This window comes from Arthrobacter sp. FW305-BF8 (genome assembly GCF_021789315.1).
Classification (GTDB): domain Bacteria; phylum Actinomycetota; class Actinomycetes; order Actinomycetales; family Micrococcaceae; genus Arthrobacter.
The window spans coordinates 4,067,877-4,089,011 of record NZ_CP084561.1 but is presented as its reverse complement, the minus strand read 5'-3'; the positions used below and the strand labels follow the sequence as shown (position 1 = coordinate 4,089,011).

The 21,135-nt window shown below is 67.8% G+C and carries 20 protein-coding genes; 14 read left to right on the top strand and 6 right to left on the bottom strand.

All coding sequences use genetic code 11. The annotated features are described in order from the left end of the window. Positions 1-195: 195 nt before the first annotated feature. From ssd to LFT45_RS18515, 7 genes are all read left to right on the top strand, one after another. Positions 196-1,536 (top strand): septum site-determining protein Ssd, encoded by a 1,341-nt coding sequence (gene ssd, locus LFT45_RS18545; protein ID WP_336885588.1) that lies wholly within the window; start codon positions 196-198, stop codon positions 1,534-1,536. 119 nt (positions 1,537-1,655) lie between these two features. After that, positions 1,656-2,885: a TadA family conjugal transfer-associated ATPase gene (locus LFT45_RS18540; protein WP_236809428.1), complete on the top strand. Its 1,230-nt coding sequence runs from the start codon at positions 1,656-1,658 to the stop codon at positions 2,883-2,885. Beyond that, positions 2,882-3,685: a hypothetical protein gene (locus LFT45_RS18535; RefSeq protein WP_236805054.1), complete on the top strand. Its 804-nt coding sequence runs from the start codon at positions 2,882-2,884 to the stop codon at positions 3,683-3,685. The genes LFT45_RS18540 and LFT45_RS18535 overlap by 4 nt, the downstream gene beginning before the upstream one ends. Before the next feature lie 43 nt (positions 3,686-3,728). Continuing rightward, positions 3,729-4,343, top strand: a complete 615-nt coding sequence (locus tag LFT45_RS18530; protein WP_236805053.1) for a type II secretion system F family protein — start codon at positions 3,729-3,731, stop codon at positions 4,341-4,343. Between the two features lie 405 nt (positions 4,344-4,748). Further along, positions 4,749-5,036, top strand: a complete 288-nt coding sequence (locus LFT45_RS18525) for a DUF4244 domain-containing protein (RefSeq protein WP_236805052.1) — start codon at positions 4,749-4,751, stop codon at positions 5,034-5,036. After that, positions 5,033-5,584 carry a TadE family type IV pilus minor pilin gene (locus LFT45_RS18520; protein WP_236805051.1) on the top strand — a complete coding sequence of 184 codons (552 nt, stop codon included), beginning with the start codon at positions 5,033-5,035 and terminating at the stop codon, positions 5,582-5,584. The genes LFT45_RS18525 and LFT45_RS18520 overlap by 4 nt, the downstream gene beginning before the upstream one ends. Positions 5,585-5,625: 41 nt before the next feature. Next, positions 5,626-5,976, top strand: a complete 351-nt coding sequence (locus tag LFT45_RS18515) for an Rv3654c family TadE-like protein (protein ID WP_336885587.1) — start codon at positions 5,626-5,628, stop codon at positions 5,974-5,976. A 53-nt stretch (positions 5,977-6,029) separates the two neighbouring features. Here the strand turns inward: LFT45_RS18515 and LFT45_RS18510 are convergent, their stop codons facing one another. Both LFT45_RS18510 and LFT45_RS18505 read right to left on the bottom strand, forming a co-directional pair. Then, a complete protein-coding gene (locus tag LFT45_RS18510; protein WP_236805049.1) occupies positions 6,030-8,426 on the bottom strand; it encodes a DEAD/DEAH box helicase in 2,397 nt (798 codons plus the stop codon). Positions 8,427-8,548: 122 nt separating this feature from the next. After that, on the bottom strand, positions 8,549-9,241 hold the full coding sequence (locus LFT45_RS18505; RefSeq protein WP_236805048.1) for a GNAT family N-acetyltransferase: 693 nt from the start codon (positions 9,239-9,241) through the stop codon (positions 8,549-8,551). Between the two features lie 124 nt (positions 9,242-9,365). Here LFT45_RS18505 and trhO point away from each other — a divergent pair, with 124 nt between their 5' ends. Then, entirely contained in the window at positions 9,366-10,259 is an 894-nt protein-coding gene (trhO, locus tag LFT45_RS18500) for an oxygen-dependent tRNA uridine(34) hydroxylase TrhO (RefSeq protein ID WP_236805047.1), read from the top strand. Positions 10,260-10,286: 27 nt separating this feature from the next. Here trhO and LFT45_RS18495 read toward each other — a convergent pair whose 3' ends face one another. From LFT45_RS18495 to LFT45_RS18485, 3 genes are all read right to left on the bottom strand, one after another. Then, on the bottom strand, positions 10,287-10,847 hold the full coding sequence (locus LFT45_RS18495) for a hypothetical protein (protein ID WP_236805046.1): 561 nt from the start codon (positions 10,845-10,847) through the stop codon (positions 10,287-10,289). Between the two features lie 119 nt (positions 10,848-10,966). Next, entirely contained in the window at positions 10,967-11,410 is a 444-nt protein-coding gene (locus tag LFT45_RS18490) for a hypothetical protein (RefSeq protein WP_236805045.1), read from the bottom strand. Positions 11,411-11,420: 10 nt separating this feature from the next. Then, positions 11,421-12,008 carry a hypothetical protein gene (locus LFT45_RS18485; protein ID WP_236805044.1) on the bottom strand — a complete coding sequence of 196 codons (588 nt, stop codon included), beginning with the start codon at positions 12,006-12,008 and terminating at the stop codon, positions 11,421-11,423. Positions 12,009-12,170: 162 nt separating this feature from the next. On the opposite strand from LFT45_RS18485, the gene LFT45_RS18480 reads away from it, so the two are divergent. Beyond that, positions 12,171-13,778 carry a DUF7059 domain-containing protein gene (locus LFT45_RS18480; RefSeq protein ID WP_236809426.1) on the top strand — a complete coding sequence of 536 codons (1,608 nt, stop codon included), beginning with the start codon at positions 12,171-12,173 and terminating at the stop codon, positions 13,776-13,778. 111 nt (positions 13,779-13,889) lie between these two features. On the opposite strand, the gene LFT45_RS18475 is transcribed toward LFT45_RS18480, so the two are convergent. Beyond that, complete coding sequence (locus tag LFT45_RS18475; protein WP_236805043.1) at positions 13,890-14,201, bottom strand: hypothetical protein; 312 nt, start codon at positions 14,199-14,201, stop codon at positions 13,890-13,892. A gap of 186 nt (positions 14,202-14,387) precedes the next feature. Between LFT45_RS18475 and LFT45_RS18470 the strand changes: the two genes are divergently transcribed. The 5 genes from LFT45_RS18470 (at position 14,388) to proC (ending at position 20,841) form a co-directional block, all read left to right on the top strand. Continuing rightward, the gene (locus LFT45_RS18470) at positions 14,388-15,056 is read left to right on the top strand and encodes an ArsR/SmtB family transcription factor (RefSeq protein ID WP_236805042.1); all 669 of its coding nucleotides are present in this window, start codon (positions 14,388-14,390) and stop codon (positions 15,054-15,056) included. Between the two features lie 174 nt (positions 15,057-15,230). Further along, a complete protein-coding gene (topA, locus tag LFT45_RS18465; protein WP_236805041.1) occupies positions 15,231-17,954 on the top strand; it encodes a type I DNA topoisomerase in 2,724 nt (907 codons plus the stop codon). Between the two features lie 50 nt (positions 17,955-18,004). Continuing rightward, positions 18,005-18,454, top strand: coding sequence for an SseB family protein (locus tag LFT45_RS18460; protein WP_236805040.1), 450 nt, complete (start codon positions 18,005-18,007; stop codon positions 18,452-18,454). Between the two features lie 84 nt (positions 18,455-18,538). Beyond that, positions 18,539-19,531, top strand: coding sequence for a Ppx/GppA phosphatase family protein (locus tag LFT45_RS18455; protein WP_236805039.1), 993 nt, complete (start codon positions 18,539-18,541; stop codon positions 19,529-19,531). 476 nt (positions 19,532-20,007) lie between these two features. Further along, the gene (gene proC / locus LFT45_RS18450) at positions 20,008-20,841 is read left to right on the top strand and encodes a pyrroline-5-carboxylate reductase (RefSeq protein ID WP_236805038.1); all 834 of its coding nucleotides are present in this window, start codon (positions 20,008-20,010) and stop codon (positions 20,839-20,841) included. Positions 20,842-21,135: the final 294 nt, after the last annotated feature.

Genomic DNA, 21,135 nt, shown 5'->3' with positions numbered 1-21,135 from the left:
GCTGTTTGGCGTCGCGCACGGCGTCTCGTGCGCCACCGGATTGTCCGCATGGTCCCCGCACTGTCCTCTGCCGTAAGTCCTCTGCCTCTTGTCCTCCACAGGGGCCGGGCCTTCCTCGCTCGATGAGGGAGCCGGTTTTCCACATACACCCATCCGTCTCTGACGGGCGGCCGGTCTTTTGGGCACAGTTACTGCATGAGCAGGCACCACGCCCGTAACCGGCGACTCCCATCAGACCCGGATACCGCGCTGGGGCATAGCGCGCTGCCGGATGCTGCGCCCCCGGAAGTCAGGCCGCCCGGTGCTGCGACGCCCGGTGCTGCGGCGCCCGGTGCCGACGGTGCCGGGGCAGGGCCGGCGCGCGGTTTCCCGGACGAACCCTCACCGGCGCTTCGTAGCAGCCGGCGGCCAGCGGCCCGGTCCAGGCCCGCGCCGGCGAAGTCACTGACCGGCACTGAACCCCGAACCTGGCTCCCCGCTGACGGCGGCGACGTCCTGCTGGTCACGGTATCTGAGTTCCTGCGGGGTGAAGTGGAACGGATTGTTGCAGCTGCCGGAGGGCGGCTGCGGGTGGTGGACGACGTGGCGGAGGCCGCGCCATTCTGGGATTCCGCCGCCGACGTCCTGGTAGGCAGCGACGTCCGTGAATTGCCGCCCCGGCGACGTGCCCCTGCCGTCCTCGTCGGGCTGAGCGGGGAAGGGGATACTCTCTGGCATCTGGGCGCTGCGCTGGGGGCACAACGCGTCGCCGTTCTTCCCGACGCTGCCGCCTGGCTGGCCGAGTACCTCAGCCGGTCTCGTTCACCGGAGGCCGGAGGCCTGGTGCTGGGCATCACCGGGGGCTGCGGAGGGGCAGGCGCCACCACCGCGGCGGCGTGGCTCGCGCAGGCCGCAGCTGAACTGGGTGCCAGGGTCCTGCTCGTCGACGCCGATCCCTGGGGCGGCGGACTCGAACTGGCCCTGGCCGCGGAGGAGTCCCCGGGTCTGCGCTGGCCGGACCTGGCCGATGCCAGTGGCAGCATTGATCCGCAGCAGCTTGCGGACGCCTTACCCGTCGCCGGCGGGTTCTCATTTCTGTCCTGGCCCGGAAGCAGGGAACGGCCTCCGCTCGTGGACCCGGCTACCGTGGGAAACGTCCTCGACGCCGCGCGGCGGGGCTACGAGGTGGTGATTGTCGATATCGGCCGCAACGCTGAGCCGCTGCGCACGTTCGCCTGGGATTGCGACCGCCTCCTCGTCGTCGTACCGGCCCAGCTGAAGGCTGCAGTCGCCGCCGCCAGACTGCTGGAGGAGCTTCCGCCGGTCGAATCGGCCCTGGTCATCAGGGGAAAGGCCGGGGTTGCCCTTGACGCCACGCTGGTTGCCGAATCCGTGGGGCTCCCCCTGCACGGAGTGATGCCGGAAGTGCGGGGGACGGCCTCGGCCACGGAGCTGGGCCGCCTGCTCGACCAGGGCAGGCGGAAGTCTGTTCGGCGTTTCGCGTCGTCGGTGCTGGGCCTCCTCGCCGGCGACCTGCAGGCAGAGGACCTCAGGTGAGTGCCCATCTGGGTGTGCCCCTGGCCGGCGCCGATGGCGGGCGTGCCGCCCCCGGGCTTCGTGGTGCATCGGCTTCCCGTGCCGCGGAGGCAGCCGGGCGCCGTCGTGCCACCCGGGTCTTGGATGCAGGGCTTCTCGAGACGGTCCGCGAGTCGGTCATGGCCGACGCCGGGCCAGTGACTCCGTCACGGGTGGCGGCCGCGGTGCAGGCCACCGGGAAACTGCTCGGCACAGCCGGCTCCCTCGCCGCCGCTGAACGCATCAGCGCTGAGCTCAATGGCCTCGGGCCGCTGCAGCACCTGGTCCGGGACCCGACGGTCACGGACATCTTCGTGAACGCCCCGGACTCCGTCTGGCTGGACAGGGGCCGCGGCATCGAACGGACAACCGTGACCTTCGCAGGGGAGGCCCAGCTCAGGGCTCTTGCCGCCAGGCTGGTGGCATCGGGCGGCAGGCGGCTCGACGACGGATCGCCGTGCGTGGATGTGCGGCTTGAAGGCGGCTACCGGGTCCATGCCGTCCTGCCGCCCATCTCGGCGGCGGGGACGCTGCTCAGCATCAGGATCCGGCGGGAACAGGTCTTCACCGTGGACGAGCTCCGGGACGGGGGCATGTTTGGGCCCCTGGTTCAATGCGTACTGGAACAGATGGTGGAGCAGCGGCTGAGCTTCTTGGTCAGCGGAGCCACCGGCTCCGGAAAAACGACCCTCCTGTCCACCTTGCTGGGGCTCTGCCATCCCGGGGAGCGGCTGGTCCTGATTGAGGACGCCTCGGAGCTGAATCCGGTACACCCGCACGTGGTTTCCCTGGAGTCGCGGCACGGCAACCTCGAGGGAGGCGGCGCCGTGGACCTCGGGGAACTGGTTCGCCAGGCCCTGAGGATGCGGCCGGACCGCCTGATCGTGGGAGAGTGCCGGGGTGCCGAGGTGCGCGAACTACTGACGGCCATGAACACGGGCCACACAGGAGGTGGCGGCACCATCCACGCCAACGCCGCAGGTGCGGTTCCGGCCCGGCTCACGGCTCTCGGAGCCCTGGCCGGGCTTGGGCAGGATGCGGTCCGGCTGCAGGTTGCCAGCGCCCTTGACGTGGTGGTGCATGTGGCCCGGTCGAGGCGCGGACGCTACGTAGCGTGCATCGGCGTCCTGGCCGAGCGGCCGGGTGGCCTCGACGTCGCCGTGGCCTTGGACGTTTCAGCCGGCAGGCCAGTTCCCGGGCCTGCGTGGGAGGTCCTTGCCCAGCGCCTGGCCCTCGATCCAGGCTTAGCCCTGGATCCGGCTCTGGCCCCTGAGGCAGGCGCCGTCCCCGTTGCCGGCCTGGCCCGCGACTCCGTCCCCGGTGCAGCATGACCGGGGTCTTTGTGGGTGTCCTTGCGCTTGCCGCGTGGCTGATCCTGAGCCCTGCGCGTGGGCCACTTCGGCGGGCACGCAGCGCCTTCGGCCTGGGTGGCGCAACCGGCGGCGGTGTTCGCCGCGGCGGTAGGCCCGTCACGACGGGCCGGGGCGGTTTCGGCCTCGCCCGGGGCCGCCGCAGGGAGTCAACCGTGTCCCTGACGGTTGTGGTTCAGCAGCTGGCTGCCCTGCTGAAGGGCGGCCGGTCTCCTTCTCGCCTGTGGGACGAACTGTGGCGGCTTTACGTGGAGCAGGGGTCTGCAGGTGACGACGCCCGCCAGCCACGGCTCAGCCCCGGCTCGGCAGCCGCACTGTCAGCCGCCCGCGGAGCGGCCCTGCGGGGAGCGCCGGTGGCGGACGCAATACGGTCAGCAAGTTCGCCCTCGCGGCCTGGAGCCGGAGGCCGAGAGTCGCGGATATGGGCTGAGTTGGCAGCGTGCTTCGACATAGCGGCCGCCAGCGGCTGTCCACTGGCTGACGTCCTGACGCGCTTTGCGGCCCAGCTGGAGGTGGAAGACGACGCTGAAGCAGCCCGGCAGACGGCGCTCGCCGGACCGAAGGCGACGGTGGCACTGCTCACCTGGCTCCCTCTGCTGGGACTGGGACTGGGTGTCTGCCTGGGCGTGGACCCGCTGGCGATGTTGCTGGGCACGCCGTTCGGGATGGCTGCGCTGGTTGCGGGGATAGGACTGACCGCTGCTGGCCGCATTTGGTCCGCGAGGCTCGTCCGGGCAGCGGCCGGCGAGGCTGCGTCATGATCACCCGACAGCCGGGCATCCGCTGCATGACCGGAGCAGTGCAATGAGCGGATCTGTTCTGGCTGCTGCCCTTGTCTCCCTGGCACTGGCTGCCGCCGCGGGCCTCGCTTTCAGCCGAACCGTTCACGGTAGATCAGGGCTGCTCCGCCAACGCGGCGCTGCGGCGGGCAACGGTATTGCAGATGGGGAGGAGGATCCCCAAGAGCGCGCAGGGCAGTCCCCGGGATTGCGGGATATTGCCATGATGCTCGAGCTGATTGCCGCCATGCTCCATGCAGGTGCGGGTATCGGACGAGCCTTGGAACTGGTGGCCGCCGCGGCGGCACCTGAGTTCGGCCGCACCCTGCGGCCGGTCGTGGGGGCCATGGCCATTGGTGCCGACTGGGAGACGGCATGGCGGAGTACAGACGTGCGCTCGCCGGAGATACTGGCCCTGCGCGACGCCTTGGGCTTCGCCGCGCTGACTGGTGCGCCGTCGTCGTCCATCCTTTATGCCCAGGCGGCCAGAATGAGGCGGGAACGCTTCCGGGCCGCGGAGAAGCGCGCGGCCTCCCTTGGAGTCAAGCTGGTGGTGCCGCTGGGGCTTTGTTCGCTGCCGGCGTTCATATGCCTCGGAGTCGTTCCAGTGCTGCTCGCACTGATCCCATCGGGCGGCTGAGTCCACTCAGGAAGCTGAGGCTTTTCACGCAGCGAAGCCCGGTTGGTGCGTGAGACCGCGCCGCTGTCGCCTGCGCCCGCGCGTCCCGCGGGCGCTCGCATATTGCTTCGCGCCACATCGTCCCGCGGGACTGGCACATTCTTCCGCAGTCGGAACTGACGCCACAAGCCTTTTTGCACTGCCACGTGCGTAGCGCTGCCATGCATTACCGCCCTCTCGTATGTCGACGTTGCCGCGCGTGCAGACTGCCCGTGCGGCCACCGCGGATCCACCGGTACTCTCCCTCCACATGCGGCCGATCCGGTCGCTTTTCCACTTAGGAAAGGTCAACCCTTACCGGTCCCGGCGGCGGACGGGAGAGTCGAATGCACCGGCAACCTGCCGGGACTCCAGAAAGGAAATTTCATGTCCCTCAACCACCACAGCACGGGTGAAGCCGCCCGGCCCTTGCGCCAGGACTCCGAAGAAGCCGATGTGCTGGAGATCTACCCGGGAGCCAGCATGGCGCCGCGGGTGAAGCCACGGCCACGCGGGCGTTTCTTGGGCTCGGAGGCCGGCATGGCGACTGCCGAATATGCCATCGCCACGCTGGCGGCGGTAGGCTTCGCCGGGATCCTCGTGTTTATCCTGCGAAGCGACGAAGTCCGTGGCTTCCTGCTCAACCTGATCCGTACGGCGCTGGCCCTGCCGTGACACCCGCTCCGCAGACCCCGCAGGCGGCCGGACTTGTGTCCTGCCGGCAACACAGGAACGCAACCGGAGATGAGGCCGGCAGCCGCGGACAGGGGAAGGCCCGCGGCGCCGAGAGCGATCACGGGAACAGCCGCGGCGCGGTGACCGCTGAGTTTGCGGTGGCTCTTCCGGCGGTCCTGCTGCTTCTGGCGATGCTGCTGGCGGGGTCTGCGGCGGGGATCACCCAGCTGCGGCTGGAGGATGCGGCCCGGGCCGCTGCCAGGGCACTCGCCAGAGGGGAGGACCCCGCCGCCGTCGACGGTATTGTCCGGAAGCTGGCCGGCCCTTCGGCGTCGGCCGCCGTGGTGCCCGGCGGCGAATGGATGAGCGTCACAGTGTCCGACCGGGCGGCGGGGCCCGTGGGCCGCATGGTGCCGTGGACGCTGACCGCCAGGGCCGAGGCGCGCAGCGAAGCGGCATCATCGGCTCCGGCTCCGAAAACGGTGCAGGCGGTGCGGGCGGCACCGGCCGAGCTTGGGTACGGCCTTCCTGCCGGGCGGCCCCTATGAACCGGCGGCGCAAACAGCCCCTCGACCAGCATAGGAATCCGGTGCCGGGAGTCGGGTCCGAACGCGGATCGGGCACTGTGCTGGCCGCGGGGCTCGGCATGGTGCTTGTCATGGTCATGTCCCTGCTCCTCCTGCTGGCGCAGGCGTCGGCAGCGGCATCCAAGGCAGCCGCGGCGGCCGACCTCGCCGCGTTGGCCGCGGCTGACGCGCTCCGGGGTGTTTCAGCCGGGGAGCCCTGCCTCGTGGCGGCCGCGGTGGCTGCCCGCTACAAGGCAACGCTCACCAGCTGCACCGCGGGAGGCGACCAGTCCGTCGAAGTCAGCACCGAGCTGCCTGCCGGGCCCGTCCTGGGCGTCGCCACCGGCCGCGCCAGGGCGGGACCGCCGCCCTAACTTAGCCGCCGTTCGTCGCCCGGACAGTGTTTGTTGCCTGGACCGTTCGTTCCCTAGACCGCGTTGGGCGCCGCCGCGTCCGCCCAGGAATCCTCTGGAGCTGCCGCGTCACGCGCGTCTTTCAGCAGGACATCGATCAGCGTGACGGCGGCGTCCTTGTCCAACGGGTTGTTCTTGTTCCCGCATTTGGGAGACTGCACGCAGGAAGGGCAACCTGATTCGCACTCGCAGGCCTCGATCGCGTCCCGCGTGGCCGAGAGCCACACTTTGGCTTTCTCGAAGCCCCGCTCGGCAAAGCCAGCGCCGCCGGGGTGCCCGTCGTACACGAAAATCGTCGGCACACCGGTGTCGGCATGGATTGCGGTCGAAACCCCGCCGATGTCCCAGCGGTCGCTCGAGGCAACCAGTGGCAGCAGGCCGATGGCGGCGTGCTCGGCCGCGTGGAGGGCTCCGGGGAACTGCGCTTCGATAAGGCCGGCGCCTGTGAGTGACCGGTTCTCCACCACAAACCACACGGCCTTCGTAAACAGGTCCCTGGCTCCCAGTTCGAGGGGTTCCTCGCCCAGGACTTCATTGGAAATCAGGGCCTTCCGCTGAAAGGAGACTACTTGCGTTGTGACCTTGACGTCCCCGAAGTGCACGGCGACATCGCCCCACTGCTCCGTCCGGTGGGTCTCGAGCACCTCGATCTGCGTGATGTCCCGGGCGGTCGTGTAGTAGTCGGGGTTGGCCCGGCGTACAACCACGCAGTGATCGTCCTCGTTCAGGTCCTCCACCACGTAGCTGGCGCCCTGATGGACGTACACGGCCCCCGTGTGCGCCTGGTAGTGCGTCTGCGGCGAATCCATGGTTCCCAGCAGCGAACCCGTGTCGGCATCCACGATGCTCACCGGCCCGCCGCCGTCGGCCCGCAGGTTCACCATGGCGGCCGCGCTCTGCGGGTGGGTCCAGAACCAGCCGGCCGGGCGCCGCCGCAGATACCCCTGGGCCACCAGCTGCCCAAGGAGTTTCTCTGCTGTGGCGCCGAACAGCGGCAGCTCGGCCACGCCGAGCGGGAGCTCAGCGGCGGCGGCACAGAGGTGCGGCCCCAGGACATAGGGGTTGGACGGATCAAAGACAGTCGCCTCAACGGACACATCGAAGATGGCTTCCGGATGGTTGACAAGGTAGGTGTCCAGCGGATCATCGCTGGCCACGAAGGCGGCGATGGCGTCCTGTCCGGCACGGCCCGCCCGGCCGATCTGCTGGAAAAGGGACGCCCTGGTGCCGGGCCAACCGGCCACGAGCACTGCGTCGAGCCCTGAGATGTCGATGCCCAGTTCGAGGGCGGAAGTACTCGAAATGCCCAGCAACTGCCCGGTCCGCAGCGCCCTTTCCAAGGCGCGGCGTTCCTCCGGGAGGTATCCGGAACGGTAGGCCGCCACGCGTTGCGGCAGGCTTGGGTCGACTTCGTCCAGGAGCCGCTTGGTGATGGAAGAGATGGTTTCGGCGCCGCGCCGGGATTTGATGAAAGCGATGGTCCGGATCCGGGACGAGACAAGGTTGGCGAGAAGGTCGGCGGTCTCGGCCACTGCCGTCCGGCGTTCCTTCGCCCCGTTTTCGCCGCGCACCTCGCTGAGCGCGGGTTCCCAGAACGCCACCGTCGTGGACCCGTGCGGCGATGAGTCTTCCGATACTGCCTGGACGCCGGCGCCAATGAGCCGGCCAAAGGACTTTTCCGGTTCGGAAGCGGTGGCGGACGCCGCAATGAACACCGGTCCGGCGGAGCTGCCATCGGCCGCGTAGTAAGCGCAGATACGCCGCAGCCGGCGCATCAGGTTGGCCACATGGGAGCCGAAGACACCACGATAGCTGTGCGCCTCGTCTACGATCACGTAGCGCAGGCGGCGGAAGAACCCCGCCCACCAGGCATGGTTCGGCAGGATGCCGAAGTGCAGCATGTCGGGGTTGGCCAGAATGAAGTTGGCGTGGTCGCGGATCCAGCGGCGGGAGGCCTGATCGGTGTCGCCGTCGTAGGTTTCAGCCCGGACGGTGGGCAGATTCAGGGACCGGATGGCCGCGAGCTGGTCAGCAGCCAGCGCCTTGGTGGGGGATAGGTAGAGCGTCACTGCGCCATCGTCGTGGATTTTTCCGGGGTCCGACAGGACGCGTAGTTCGGACCGGTGGATCGCATCCAGCGCCGGCAGCTGGTAGGCCAGGGATTTCCCGGACGCCGTCCCGGTTGCAATCACCACGTGTCCGCCGGCGTGGGCAATGTCCGCCGCCCGGATCTGATGCCGGTAGGGCTGGTGGATGCCGAGTTTGCCGTAGGCCGCGACAAGGTCCGGGTGTGCCCAGGCCGGCCACGGTTCATGCACGGCGTTGCGGGCCGGGATGGTCCGCACGTGCCGTAGCTGCTCCGGGTCCGGGCCGCGGCCCAGCAACGGAATCAGCGAGTCATGGGGGTTCACCCCAACATTGTTTCATCCGGGCAAAAATCGCCGGCACAGAACACCGAACCGGCACAGAACAGTGAACCGGCGTACGCCTGCTGGCCCGGACGGAACCCGGCAGGGGCATACGCCGGGGAGGGTCAGACCACGGAGAGGTCGGAGCCCTCATCGGAGGCGGAGAGCATCAGGACGTGGCACACCGAGGACCAGCCCAGATGTGAATACAGCTTCTGCCCGTCCAGGGATGCCAGCAGAAGACCGTCCTCCACATCGTGCGAAAACGCCTGCGCCGCCAGCGCCTTCATGATGAAGCTGCCCAGGCCCCGGCGCTGGAAGGAGGGTTCGGTGACGATCTTGTCGAACACCGCGGTGCCGTTGATGACCACCACGCGGCCGCTCACGGCCAGCGTGTCGCCGGACCGTACTTCGGCAAAGTGGACGCCATCGGACTCCCACGTCTTCAGGGACAGGTCGTCGTCCGAGAGCCACGGGTCCTCGGAATCCTGCGTTTCCATGTCCACTACCATCATGGTCTGGGACGCTGACGTGGCGTTGAGGTTGTGTCGTTCAGCCAGGAGCTTGTAGCGCCCCACATCATTGGTCAGGATGGTCAGGACCCGCTGAGGGGCCTCGGCAGTCTTCGCCGCCAGGTCCGCGAACTCGGCGTCCGTCGGGTCAGAAGCGAAGTACTCCCAGTCCCCGGTCGTGTCCGCACGCAGGGCGGCGGGGAACCGTCCCTCGGTGCGCGTCTCATAGCCCCGGCAACCAGCCCAACCGGCTACCCAGACTTCAAGCAGATGAGTGATGTCTCCAACCATGGCTTCTGGCGTCATGTGATGAGAGTATTCCAGCGCTGTCATAAGCAACAGGGCTTGGGCGCTTGCTTATGCAATTGTGATAGGACGCTCTTCCCCGGTCCGAATCCGTCCCCGGCGGCCACCAAGTACCCTTAAATACGTGGCTTTGAACCGAATCGTACTCTTTTACGGCTTTACTCCCCTCGCAGACCCGGACGCTGTTCGGCTCTGGCAGCGTGCCCTGTGCGAAAAGCTCGGCCTGACCGGACGGATCCTCATCTCCAAGGACGGCATCAACGCCACCGTCGGCGGGGAGATCGGGGCCGTCAAGCAGTACGTGAAAACCACCCGTGAATACCGGGGCTTCCACGGTATCGACGTCAAGTGGTCCGACGGCGGTGCGGAGGACTTCCCCCGCCTGAGCGTCAAGGTCCGCGATGAAATCGTCTCGTTCGGTGCGCCCGGCGAACTGAAGGTGGACGATAACGGCGTCGTGGGAGGCGGGACGCATCTGCTGCCCGAGGAACTCCACGAACTCGTCGACGCGAGGAAGGCCAGCGGCCAGGACGTCGTGTTCTTTGACGGCCGCAACGCCTTTGAAGCACAGATCGGCAAGTTCAAGGACGCCGTTGTCCCTGACGTCGCCACCACCCACGACTTCATCACCGAGCTCGACTCCGGCAAGTACGACCATCTCAAGGACCAGCCCGTCGTCACGTACTGCACCGGAGGCATCCGCTGCGAGGTGCTGTCCAGCCTCATGGTGAACCGCGGCTTTAAAGAGGTGTACCAGCTGGACGGCGGCATCGTGCGCTACGGTGAAAAGTTCAAGGACCAGGGCCTCTGGGAAGGCTCCTTGTACGTCTTCGACAAACGCATGCACCTCGAATTCAGTGAGGATGCCAAGACCATCGGCGAGTGCGTCCGGTGCCAGACGCCCACGAGCAAGTTCGAGAACTGCTCGAACCCGAGCTGCCGCACGCTCACCCTTTACTGCGCCGCGTGCGCGGCCAACCCCGAGACGCTGCGCTGCCCGGACGGCTGCGCCGCCTGAACTGCCGGGACGGCTAAAGCCGTTGCATCAGATCCGGCTGATCCGGTAGGCGAAATTGGCGTCCGATCGCACCTCCACCGTCACCCGAAGCACGGAGTCCTTGGACAGGTGCACCACATTGACGCGGGACGAGCCGCAACGGAGGCTCAGGTCAACCAGGGCGAACTCGGAGTCGCGGACAGTGAATGAGACCCGCCGCTTGCTCCGGCAGGCGAGGGTGAGGGAGTACGTGCCGCTCGGCAGCTGGCCGGTGGATTCCGTCTTGCTGTGTCCCCTCTCAACGCTGCCGTAGTTCGTCTTGAAAACCTGTCCCTCGGCGTCAGGCATGACTTCCTTCGCCCACTCGCTGAGCTCCTCGCCCGACACCGGCACGTTCTCCAGCGGATCCCGGGGCAACACGGGATCGGTCACCACAGGGGCCTCTGGAAGTTCGCCGCGGCCGTCATCATAGCTGTATTCACAGCCGCCCAGGACGGTGGCAACCAGCACAAAGAAAAGCACGACGGCGGCTGCCGGCGCCCGCAGCCAAAGCGTGCGTTGCGCCCGCCCCGGGAAACGATGCGCGGGGGCCATCCGCACCGTGGGCATACCCCGACTTTAGGCCTGCCGGAGGCGCCGGTACAGATGGCAATCCTCGGCGGAGCAAATTATGCCGGGCTGTCCCGGAGCGGCGGGTCCGTGCGGCCCGCTGCCGATTGCGGCCCGGATTAGCGCGCTGGAACCAGATGGTAGGCGTACAGGAGCGGGGCGTCCACGCTGGAGGCGCTGATTTCCATCCGCCCGGCCTTCGGTACCCTGATATCCGCGGTTTCTCTGCTGCCGTTGCAGGCCGCTCCGGCTTCCGCCAGCTCCTTGCCCGCGAGCGTCACCGCGAAGAACGCCTTCCCGCCGCCGTCGCAGGTAATGGTCAGTGTGTACTCGCCCGCCGGGACGCTGGCCGCCGTCTGGATGATCCGGTCCCGGTTGAGGATCTTGCCGGAGTCCTCCAGCACTGCCTCGCCGTCGGAGGGCAGGGCGGTGGCCCGCCACTGCGGAACATCGGCATTTTCGATCGACACCACGGGGGAGCAGGCAACAGTTGCCAGCAGTATGACGGCGGAGGCGGCCGCCCCGCCCAGGGCACTGGAAATCAGAGGAGAACGGTCAGGCATGACTTCAAACTTACCGGTTTGCGGTGCCGCCGGATTCCGGTCCTCTCCTCCCGCTCCGCTGCAAGGCCACAAAAGAGACAAGTCTGTCTGCCTCGGTCAGGACTTTGGCCATGCCCCCAGAGGTCACCATTACCCGTTCGCCCCGGGACTCCAGGGTCACGGGGATGACCGTGCGATGCCCCGAGCCGGTCGGCACTGCAGTCTCGTGGTGCGGGGGCGGTTCGGGCCGCTGCGGTTCCGCGGGTGGGGGTTTCGCGGCCTCGCGCCTGGCGCTCTCGCCGGACAGGGTTAGGGCATCGATCTTGGCGCCGCCGATCTTGTCCAGCATCTCGTAGTCCTCGTCGGTGCACAGATCGCTGGCCGCTAGGTGCTTCAGTGCGACGAGGCCCACGATGGCCCTGCTGAAATCCCGGTCCATCGCAAGGCCGATGGCCCACTGGGTGCGCTTCCACCACTGGTCCCGCCGGTCCGCCTCGCGGCGCTGGGCGAGCGTGCGCCAGGCGATCCAGCCGGCAATGACGGCGGCCAGCAGTGGTGCGAATGCCGCCGCGTATCGCAGCCAATCGGGATCGGCCGCCACTGCCTGGGTTCCGAGCATGGCCCAACTGTAGCTTCAGGCGCCGACAATAGTCAGGCGGGGACAATACGCGGCACCACGCGCCGTGCCAGGGTCCTCGGACCGCTGCGCCCGGCGGAGCCGGAAGGGCATGACCGGCACACAGCCATGGCCGGGAAATAGACTTGGCCGGTGACCGAACCAATGCACTTCACCACCGGCAACACCCCCGACGCACCGCGAAGCGACCTGCCCGATCTCCTGCAGGCGCTGGCCTCGGACCTCCGCGCAGTGGGCTACACCCTCGAGGGTGTGGCGGATCTGCTGGGGGACTCGGCGTACGCGGCCCTGAACCGGGACCAGCTCATCCCGGCACTGATCGCGACTGAAGCAGCAGCCGACGGCGAGCCGGCCACCGCGGCGCTGGCCGCCGTCGTGCGTTTCTGGCTTCTGGCCGTTCCGCAGGAAGCGGAGGTGCTCGACGCCGCGCTGCCGCGGACGCGCGCCGAAGGCCTGGTGGCTCTTGGCCTGGCGAAAACCACCGGGACCGAGGTGGCCGCCGAAGCGGACCTGCGGCCGTACGGCTGGGAGTCAGGCGGGAACGGCGGCGTCGAAATCTGGGTGGCCAGCGACCTCGCCGCGCACCAGCGGCCCGGCGTCCTCCGGCACGACCACGTCCTGGGCATCGGGCAGGCATCCACCACCCTTGTCCAGACCACCATCCGCCGCCCTGCCGATAGAGCACTGGACCTGGGCACCGGCTGCGGCATCCAGACCTTCCATCTCCTGCAGCACAGCGGCCACGTCACGACCACTGACATCTCGGAGCGCGCCCTCGCATTCACGCGCTTCAACCTCCTGCTCAACGCAGAAGCCCTGGCCATTGATCCGGCACGGCCGGAGGAGCGGGTGAGCCTGCGGATCGGATCGCTCCTCGAGCCTGTTGCCGGCGAGGTCTTTGACCTCGTGGTGTCCAATCCGCCCTTCGTCATCACGCCGCGCACTGCGGGGGAGGCCGCGGCGGACCAGTTCACCTACCGCGACGGCGGCCTGCCGGGGGACGACATCGTCGCGTCGCTCGTCCGCTCCCTGCCCGAGGTGCTCGCCCCGGGCGGAACGGCCCAGCTTTTGGGTAACTGGGAAATCCCGGACGGCTCGGCATGGGATGAGCGGCCGCAAAGCTGGGCCGGTCCGGACACGGACGCCTGGTTCATCCAGCGCGAACAGGTGGGGCCGGAGCAGTACGCCGAGACCTGGCTGCAGGACGCCTCCGAAACCCGGGACCGCCGGCACTACCAGGAGGCCTACGCCGCGTACCTGGCGGACTTCGCGTCGCGGAATGTCGGCGGGATCGGCTTCGGCATGGTCTTCCTGCGCCGGCCGGCCGGTGAACGGCGGATCCGCCGGTTCGAGGAGATCACCTATCCGATTGAACAGCCCGTCGGCCCCCACCTGGCGGCAGCGGTGGAACGGGCCGACTGGCTGGCGGAGCACGACGTGTCCGCGGCCCACCTTCTTGTGGCCGAGGACGTCACCGAGGAGCGCCACCAGCGCCCCGGCGCGGAACACCCTGGCGTCATCCTGCTGCGCCAGGGAGCCGGCCTGCGCCGCACCAACCTGCTGAGCACGGAGCTGGCGGGCTTTGTCTCCGCGTGCGACGGCGACCTGACCGCCGGGCAGATTATCGGCGCCCTTGAAGCGCTGCTGGGCGGAGCGGAAGGGTTCGACGGCGAGACCTTCCGGGCTGGTCTGCTCGCCGAAGTGGCCAATCTGGTTGGGGACGGATTCCTGCTGCCCGCACCTCCGGACTGACGCCGGCCCCCATAGCGCGAACGGACAGCTACGGCCCCGGATCCCACCGGATCCGGGGCCGCAACTGTCCGTTCGCGCTGGACTCTTCGCGCTGGGAGCGTGGAGGCGCTGTCAGTTAATCAGGGCGCGGCCCATCCCGGGAGCAGGGACGTCAATGGTGAAGCCGCACATGCACCGGTAGGTCACGGCGTCGGCGGTGCCCACGGCCTTCATGGAGCGGATGAGGCGCTGGCCTTCCACCCTGATCGCCATTTCCAGGGAGAATTCCTGATCCAGACGCTTCATGGACCGCCGGCAGTGCCGCGGGATGCCGGTTGCCGCCGGCAGGCTGTCGGTGGCCGCGCCCGCGTCCAGGCTGGCGCCTGTCGGTTCTCCGGCGGGCCGGGCTGCAGCCAGCAAAGCGTCTTCGTTGAGGGTAATCATTGTCATCCTTTGGGCTTCTCACGGGGCTGCCAACGTCGGCGGCCCCGCCGCGAACTGCTTCCGGGAGGTCTGTTTACGCATGTAAGCAAAGCATGCTTAGTATTTCCGGGGCAAGCCGGGCCGGCCATGGACCGTGGATATCAAGCATTTCTTTCAGAACTTCCTGGTGCTGCGTAAACTGATGAAGTGAGTACTGACACGCCGTCCCCGGGACCGGCGCCGGAAGCCGCGCCGCGCCGCAGGAACCGGCCGGAAAAGAAGGTGGAAATCACCGACCCCAAGGCGATCCGCGCCTTGGCCCATGCCGCCCGCCTGGAGGTCATCTCCGAGCTGTACTCCACCCAGTCCAGCCGCACCGCCACGGAACTTGCCCAGCAGACCGGGCTCACCCCCAGCGCGATGAGCTACCACCTGCGGGCACTGCAGAAGTGGGGCATCGTGGTCCCGGCCGAGGCGTCTGCGGACGCCCGCGAACGCCGGTGGAAGGCGGCGGGCACGGACTTTGCGATCAACTCCGGCGGGGCGGTGGCCGGTCCGGACTTCGCGGTGATCGACCTCGAACTGGACGCATTCCGGCGCCGCGCCAGTTCCTATGCCCGGGCCCGTGACGAACAGCGCAAACGCGGCGAGTCCGCCGAGCCGGCGTCGGCCGTGCTGCTCGCCAACAACCTTCTCTATCTGACCGCCGAGCAGTGCAGTGAACTGACGGAAAGGGTCTTTGAGCTGCTCCGGGACTACGAGCTGGAGGATCCTAACTGCATTCCGCCGGGCGCCGAGCGGATCGCCACCATGTGGTCGATGATTCCGGACGACCGTCCCCTGCCGGGTGCCTCCGGCGGCCAGGGCAGCACCTGACGGGCGCGGCGGACGGGCGTGTGCCGGCCCGCGGGGACCCGACCGGGCGGCAGGCTGCGGCGGCCGTGACGGGGGCCACCGTTTTCCACGTGACAGCGCAGAATTCTGCAAAATATGGTGAACTAGGCCAGTATGGGCTGATCTGCCCGAGCAACCTTTTTCTGTAGGAGCACTGTGCCAAGCAAGGCCAAAACCGGCAAGAAACTCGTGATCGTGGAGTCTCCGGCCAAGAGCAAGACCATCGCCAAGTACCTGGGCGAGGGCTTCATCGTTGAGGCCTCCATCGGTCACATCCGCGACCTGCCGCAGCCGTCCGAGCTCCCCGCGGACCTGAAGAAAACCTCCTTGGGCAAGTTCGCCGTCGACGTCGAAAACGACTTCAAGCCCTACTACGTGGTGTCCCCGGACAAGAAGAAAAAGGTGGCCGAGCTCAAGGCCCAGCTCAAAGACGCCGACGCGCTCTATCTCGCAACCGATGGGGACCGCGAGGGCGAAGCCATCGCGTGGCACCTCCTGGAGGTCCTGAAGCCCAAGGTTCCCGTGTACCGGATGACCTTCGGTGAAATCACCAAGGAAGCCATCCACCGCGCCATGGACAACCTCCGCGACGTCGACGCCGCATTGGTTGATGCGCAGGAAACCCGCCGCATCCTTGACCGCCTCTACGGCTACGAGATCTCCCCGGTGCTGTGGCGCAAGGTGGCGCGCGGACTGTCCGCCGGCCGCGTGCAGTCCGTGGTCACGCGCATGGTGGTGGACCGCGAACGCGAGCGCATGGCCTTCAGGTCCGCGTCCTACTGGGACCTGACCGGGCAGTTCGGTGCCGACGCCGGCTCCTTCAAAGCGAAACTCGCCGCCGTTGACGGTGCCAAGGTGGCCACCGGCCGGGACTTCAACGACGACGGCGAACTCACCTCGCGCAATGTTGCGCACCTCAACGAGGAACTCGCCACCTCGCTGGCCGCCGCCCTGCAGGACGCCGACTTCCGGGTCCGCTCGGTGGACACCAAGCCGTACACGCGCCGCCCCGCCGCGCCTTTCACCACCTCGACGCTGCAGCAGGAGGCCGGCCGCAAGCTGCGGTTCTCGTCCAAGAGCACCATGCAGATCGCCCAGCGGCTGTATGAGAACGGCTACATCACCTATATGCGTACGGACTCCTCGGCGCTGAGCGACGAGGCCGTCACGGCCGCGCGCCGGCAGGCTGCCGAGCTGTACGGTCCCGAGTACGTTCCGCAGTCGCCCCGCGTTTACACCAGCAAGGCCGCCAACGCGCAGGAGGCCCACGAGGCCATCCGTCCCGCCGGCGACTCGTTCCGCACTCCGGCCCAGGTGGCCAAGCAGCTCAGCGGCGACGAATTCCGCCTGTATGAGCTGATCTGGAAGCGCACCGTCGCCTCCCAGATGGGTGACGCCAAGGGATCCACCGCCACCATCCGGCTGGGCGCAGTGGCCGCCGACGGCCGCGACGCCGAGTTCTCCGCCTCCGGTACGGTGATCACGTTCCCCGGCTTCCTGGCCGCCTATGAAGAGGGCAAGGACGAAAGCCGCGGCGACGACGACTCCGACGAGGCCCGCCGCCTTCCGAACGTCGCCAAGGGTGACGGCCTGACCGCCTCGGAGATCATCGCCGTCGGCCACGAGACCTCGCCGCCGCCGCGCTACACGGAAGCTTCCCTGACCGCCGAGCTGGAAAAGAAGGGCATCGGGCGCCCGTCCACGTATGCCTCCACCATCTCCACCATCCAGGACCGCGGCTACGTGCGGAAGCAGGGCTCGGCGCTGGTGCCGAGCTGGATCGCGTTCTCCGTGGTGCGGCTCCTTGAGCAGCACTTCACGGACTATGTGGACTACGAGTTCACGGCCGACATGGAAGGCGACCTGGACAAGATCGCCAACGGCCAGGCCGCCGGTGCTGCCTGGCTCAAGCACTTCTACTACGGTGAAGACGCCGACCCCGGCCTGCTGAGCATCGTGAACAACCTGGGCGAGATCGACGCCCGCGAGATCAACTCCGTGCCCATCGCGGACGGCATCACGCTGCGCGTCGGCAAGTTCGGTCCGTACCTGGAGAGCTCGCTGCCCACGGTCGACCCCAAGACCGGCGAAGTGGTGGAGTCCGCCCGCGCCAACGTGCCGGAAGACCTCGCTCCGGATGAGCTCACTGCGCAGAAGGCAGTGGAGCTCATGGAAACGGCCGCCCCTGAGGAACGGGTCCTGGGCGCCGATCCCCACACCGGCCACACGGTTGTTGCCAAGAACGGCAGGTACGGCGCCTACGTCACCGAGATCATCCCGGAGATGACCGAGGAACAGCTGGCCAACCAGCCCGTGGAGTACTACAAGAACGGCAAGCCGAAGCCGCCGAAGAAGCCCGTCAAGGCCAAACCGCGCACCGGCTCGCTGTTCAAGTCCATGACCGTGGACGCTGTCACCCTGGACGAGGCGCTGCAGCTCATGAGCCTTCCCCGGGTGCTCGGCGAGGACGCCGAGGGCAATCCGATCACGGTGCAGAACGGCCGCTTCGGCCCGTACCTGAAGAAGGGCACGGACTCCCGGTCCATCGGCTCGGAAGAGGAGATCTTCACCATCACGCTGGAGCAGGCACTGGAGATCTACTCCCAGCCCAAGCAGCGCGGTGCCCGCGCGGCCGTGCCGCCGCTGGCCGAGTTCGGTCCGGACCCGGTGTCGGAGAAGAACATCGTGGTGAAGGAGGGCCGCTTCGGTCCGTACATCACCGACGGCATCACCAACATCACCGTGCCCCGCGACACGTCGCTGGAGGAACTGACCCGGGAACGCGCCGTCGAACTCCTCGCCGAAAAGCGGGCCAAGGGCCCGGTCAAGCGCACCACCACGCGCAAGGCCCCGGCGAAGAAGGCCACAGCGAAGAAGTAGTCGGACCTGCGGGAATTGCGCCGTGCCGTGCAACGTGGTCGAGTAGATGCATGACTGAACAGCCGGAACCCGCAGACACCACGCCGCTGAACGACCTTGAGGAGAAGCTGGCCCTGGGCGGCCAGCCGGACGCCGATCCGGTGGACGTCATCCTGTCTTTCCTCAACAACGAGGTCTACATCATCAGTTCCGACGCTCTCGAGGGCGAGGATTCCCAGGTGGAGCCGCTGGTGCTGGGCAATGCCGACGGCCAGCCTGTCCTTGCGGTGTTCTCGCACCCCAGCCGGGTTGATTCCCAGTACCTGGAGGCCGCTCCGAACGTGCTGGGCACGCAGGGCGCGGCCATCATCGCCAACATCGGCGATGAGCTAGGAATGGTCATCAACCCGGGTGCGGCCTACGGCTTCGAGATCAATCCCGAGGGCATTGCCAACATCAAGCGCGACTTCAAGCGCGCCGATGAAGTGGACCCCAACCCGGCGGGCCTCGAGGGCGAGTAACCCCGCGCGGCCGTCCGCGCACCAAAGCCCGCAATGTAAGCGCCAGGTTGCGTCCGCTGCGCCGGCGGGAGGAATAATGGCAGGATGCGGCTAGGCGTCCTCGATATCGGTTCAAACACTGTCCACCTCCTGCTGGTGGATGCCCACCCCGGCGCGCGGCCTGTGCCTTTCGCCTCGCACAAGCGACCCCTCTCGCTGGTGCAGTACCTCGACGGGGACGGCAACATCACCGACGCCGGCCAGCATGAGCTCACGGAGTTCGTGCTCGAGGCCTGGGAGTTCGCGGCGCGCCACAAGGCCGATGACCTGCTGGCTTTCTGTACGTCAGCCATTCGCGAGGCCACCAACGGACCCGCGGTGCTGGCGCGGGTGAAGCACGAAACCACGGTGACGCTGCAGGAACTCACGGGCAGCGAGGAGGCGTCCATGACGTTCTTCGCCGTCCGCCGCTGGTATGGCTGGGGAGCCGGCACCGTCCTGAACTTCGACATCGGCGGCGGTTCCTTCGAAATGGCCCTGGGCCAGGATGAATTGCCGGAACTGGCAACCTCCGTGCCCCTCGGCGCGAGCCGGCTGACCCGGGACTGGCTGCACGAGGATCCGCCCTCCGCGAAGAGTGTCAAGGAACTGCGCCGCTACATCAGGGCCACCCTCAAACCGGTGGTGCGCAACTTCAACGAGGTGGGGAGGGCGAACGTCCTGGCCGGCACCTCGAAGACCTTCCGCTCCCTGGCGCGGATTGCCGGGGCCGCACCCAGCGACGCCGGCCCGTATGTGAAGCGCGACCTCAACCGCACGGACCTCGGCATCTGGGCGCAGCGCATTTCTGCCATGAAGACCGAAGACCGGCTGCACCTGCCGGGCGTCTCCGAGGCCCGCGCCAACCAGCTGCTCGCCGGTGCGCTGGTGGCCGAAGCGGCCATGGAGCTCTTTGAGTACAAGAAGATCAAGATCTGCCCTTGGGCGCTGCGCGAGGGCCTCATCCTCCGCCGGCTCGACCAGCTGGTCGTCGACGGCCCGCTTGAACCTGCACCGCACGTGGGCGTCCAGCAGGCCTCCGCGCTGCCTGCGCTCTAGGGTTCGCCTCGCCGCCGCCGCCTTCGCCGGCCGCTTTAAACGAGTAAGCGCCGGCCGGTTACGCAGAAGAAGCTGGGGGGAACTCTTCTGCAACCGACCGGCGCCGCGCCGGTCCCGAAGGAACCGGCTCCATCACTCGCACCTGTGAGGCGTTTTCTACTCTAACGGGGGAGTATGGGTGTTCTGGGGGATTTACCTGAAAGCAGGCTGGGAATCCGCCAGCCGCCGGGCGGGATTGCAAAGCGCACGGGTTTAAAAGCAAAGACACCGACGGCCTGCTGCAGAAAAATGGGCAAAACCGCTGCAGTCCGTCGGTGCCTGACAAGCATCCCCATGCTTGCTTCATCACTCGCACCCTCAATGAGGTATTACCCAAGTTAGGGGCCGAAGGTGTGTGAATGCTTCAACCAACATGTGAGCTTCCTGTGAATAGCCCCCGGCCTGCATCCGGCACGATGAACTGCAATGATGGAGCAATGAGCAACCGAATCGCATTTCTTGGCTGTGGATCAATGAACGAGGCCATCCTGGGCGGCCTGCTGGAGAGCGGCATGGATCCCATGGAGATCGTGGCCACCGTCCGGCGCGCGGAACGGGCTGCCGAGCTGGCCGAACGGCACTCCGGCATCACGGCCATCGCCGGCAGCGAAGAACCCGACAACAACAAGCAGGCGGCAAAGGGGGCTGGCATCGTGATTCTCGGCGTGAAGCCCGTGGGGATCGCCGAACTGGCCCGCGAAGTCAGTGGCTCACTTTCCCCGGACACGATCGTCATCAGCGTTGCTGCGGCCGTTTCCATCGCCCAGCTCGAAGCTGCCCTGCCCGCGGGCCAGCCGGTGATCAGGACGATGCCCAACACTCCGGCGAAGCTTGGCCGCGGCGTGGTCTCGGTGTCTGCGGGCACCCACTGCTCGCCGGAGCAGCTCCAGCGGGCGAAAGACATACTCGGCGCGGTGGGAACCGTCGTCGAAATCCCGGAGGAGCAGGTGGACGCTCTCGGCGCCATCAGCGGTTCCGGTCCGGCTTACGCGTTCTACCTGGCCGAGGCCATGGCCGCCGCCGGCGTTGAACTGGGCCTTGACGGGGAGCTGGCGCTGCTGCTGGCCCGCGAAACCGTGGCGGGAGCCGGCCTCATGCTGGCGGAACCCGGCGCCGAACCGGCGGCCCTGCGCAAAGCCGTGACGAGTCCGAACGGCACCACCGAGCGGGCCATCGCCACGTTCGATGACCGCGGCCTGCCGGCCATCATCGCCGCGGGCGCCCGCGCCGCAGCGGACCGCTCCGCCGAGATCACCAAGCAGCTCGGCTAGTCCCCGCCCGCCCCCTTGCCTCGCAAGCTCGGCCAGGGAACCCTGCGGGCGTGGGCCCACCACCCGCCCCCTTGCCTCGCAAGCTCGGCCAGGGAACCCTGCGGGCGTGGGCCCACCACCCGCCCCCTTGCCTCGCAAGCTCGGCCAGGGAACCCTGCGGGCGTGGGCCCACCGCCCGCCCCCTTGCCTCGCAAGCTCGGCTAGTCCCTGCGGGCGTGGGCCCACCGCCCGCACCTCTTGCATTGGAGTTTTTGTCCAGATACCGCGAGTTAAAGGCCCTTTTGGGCCCAATAT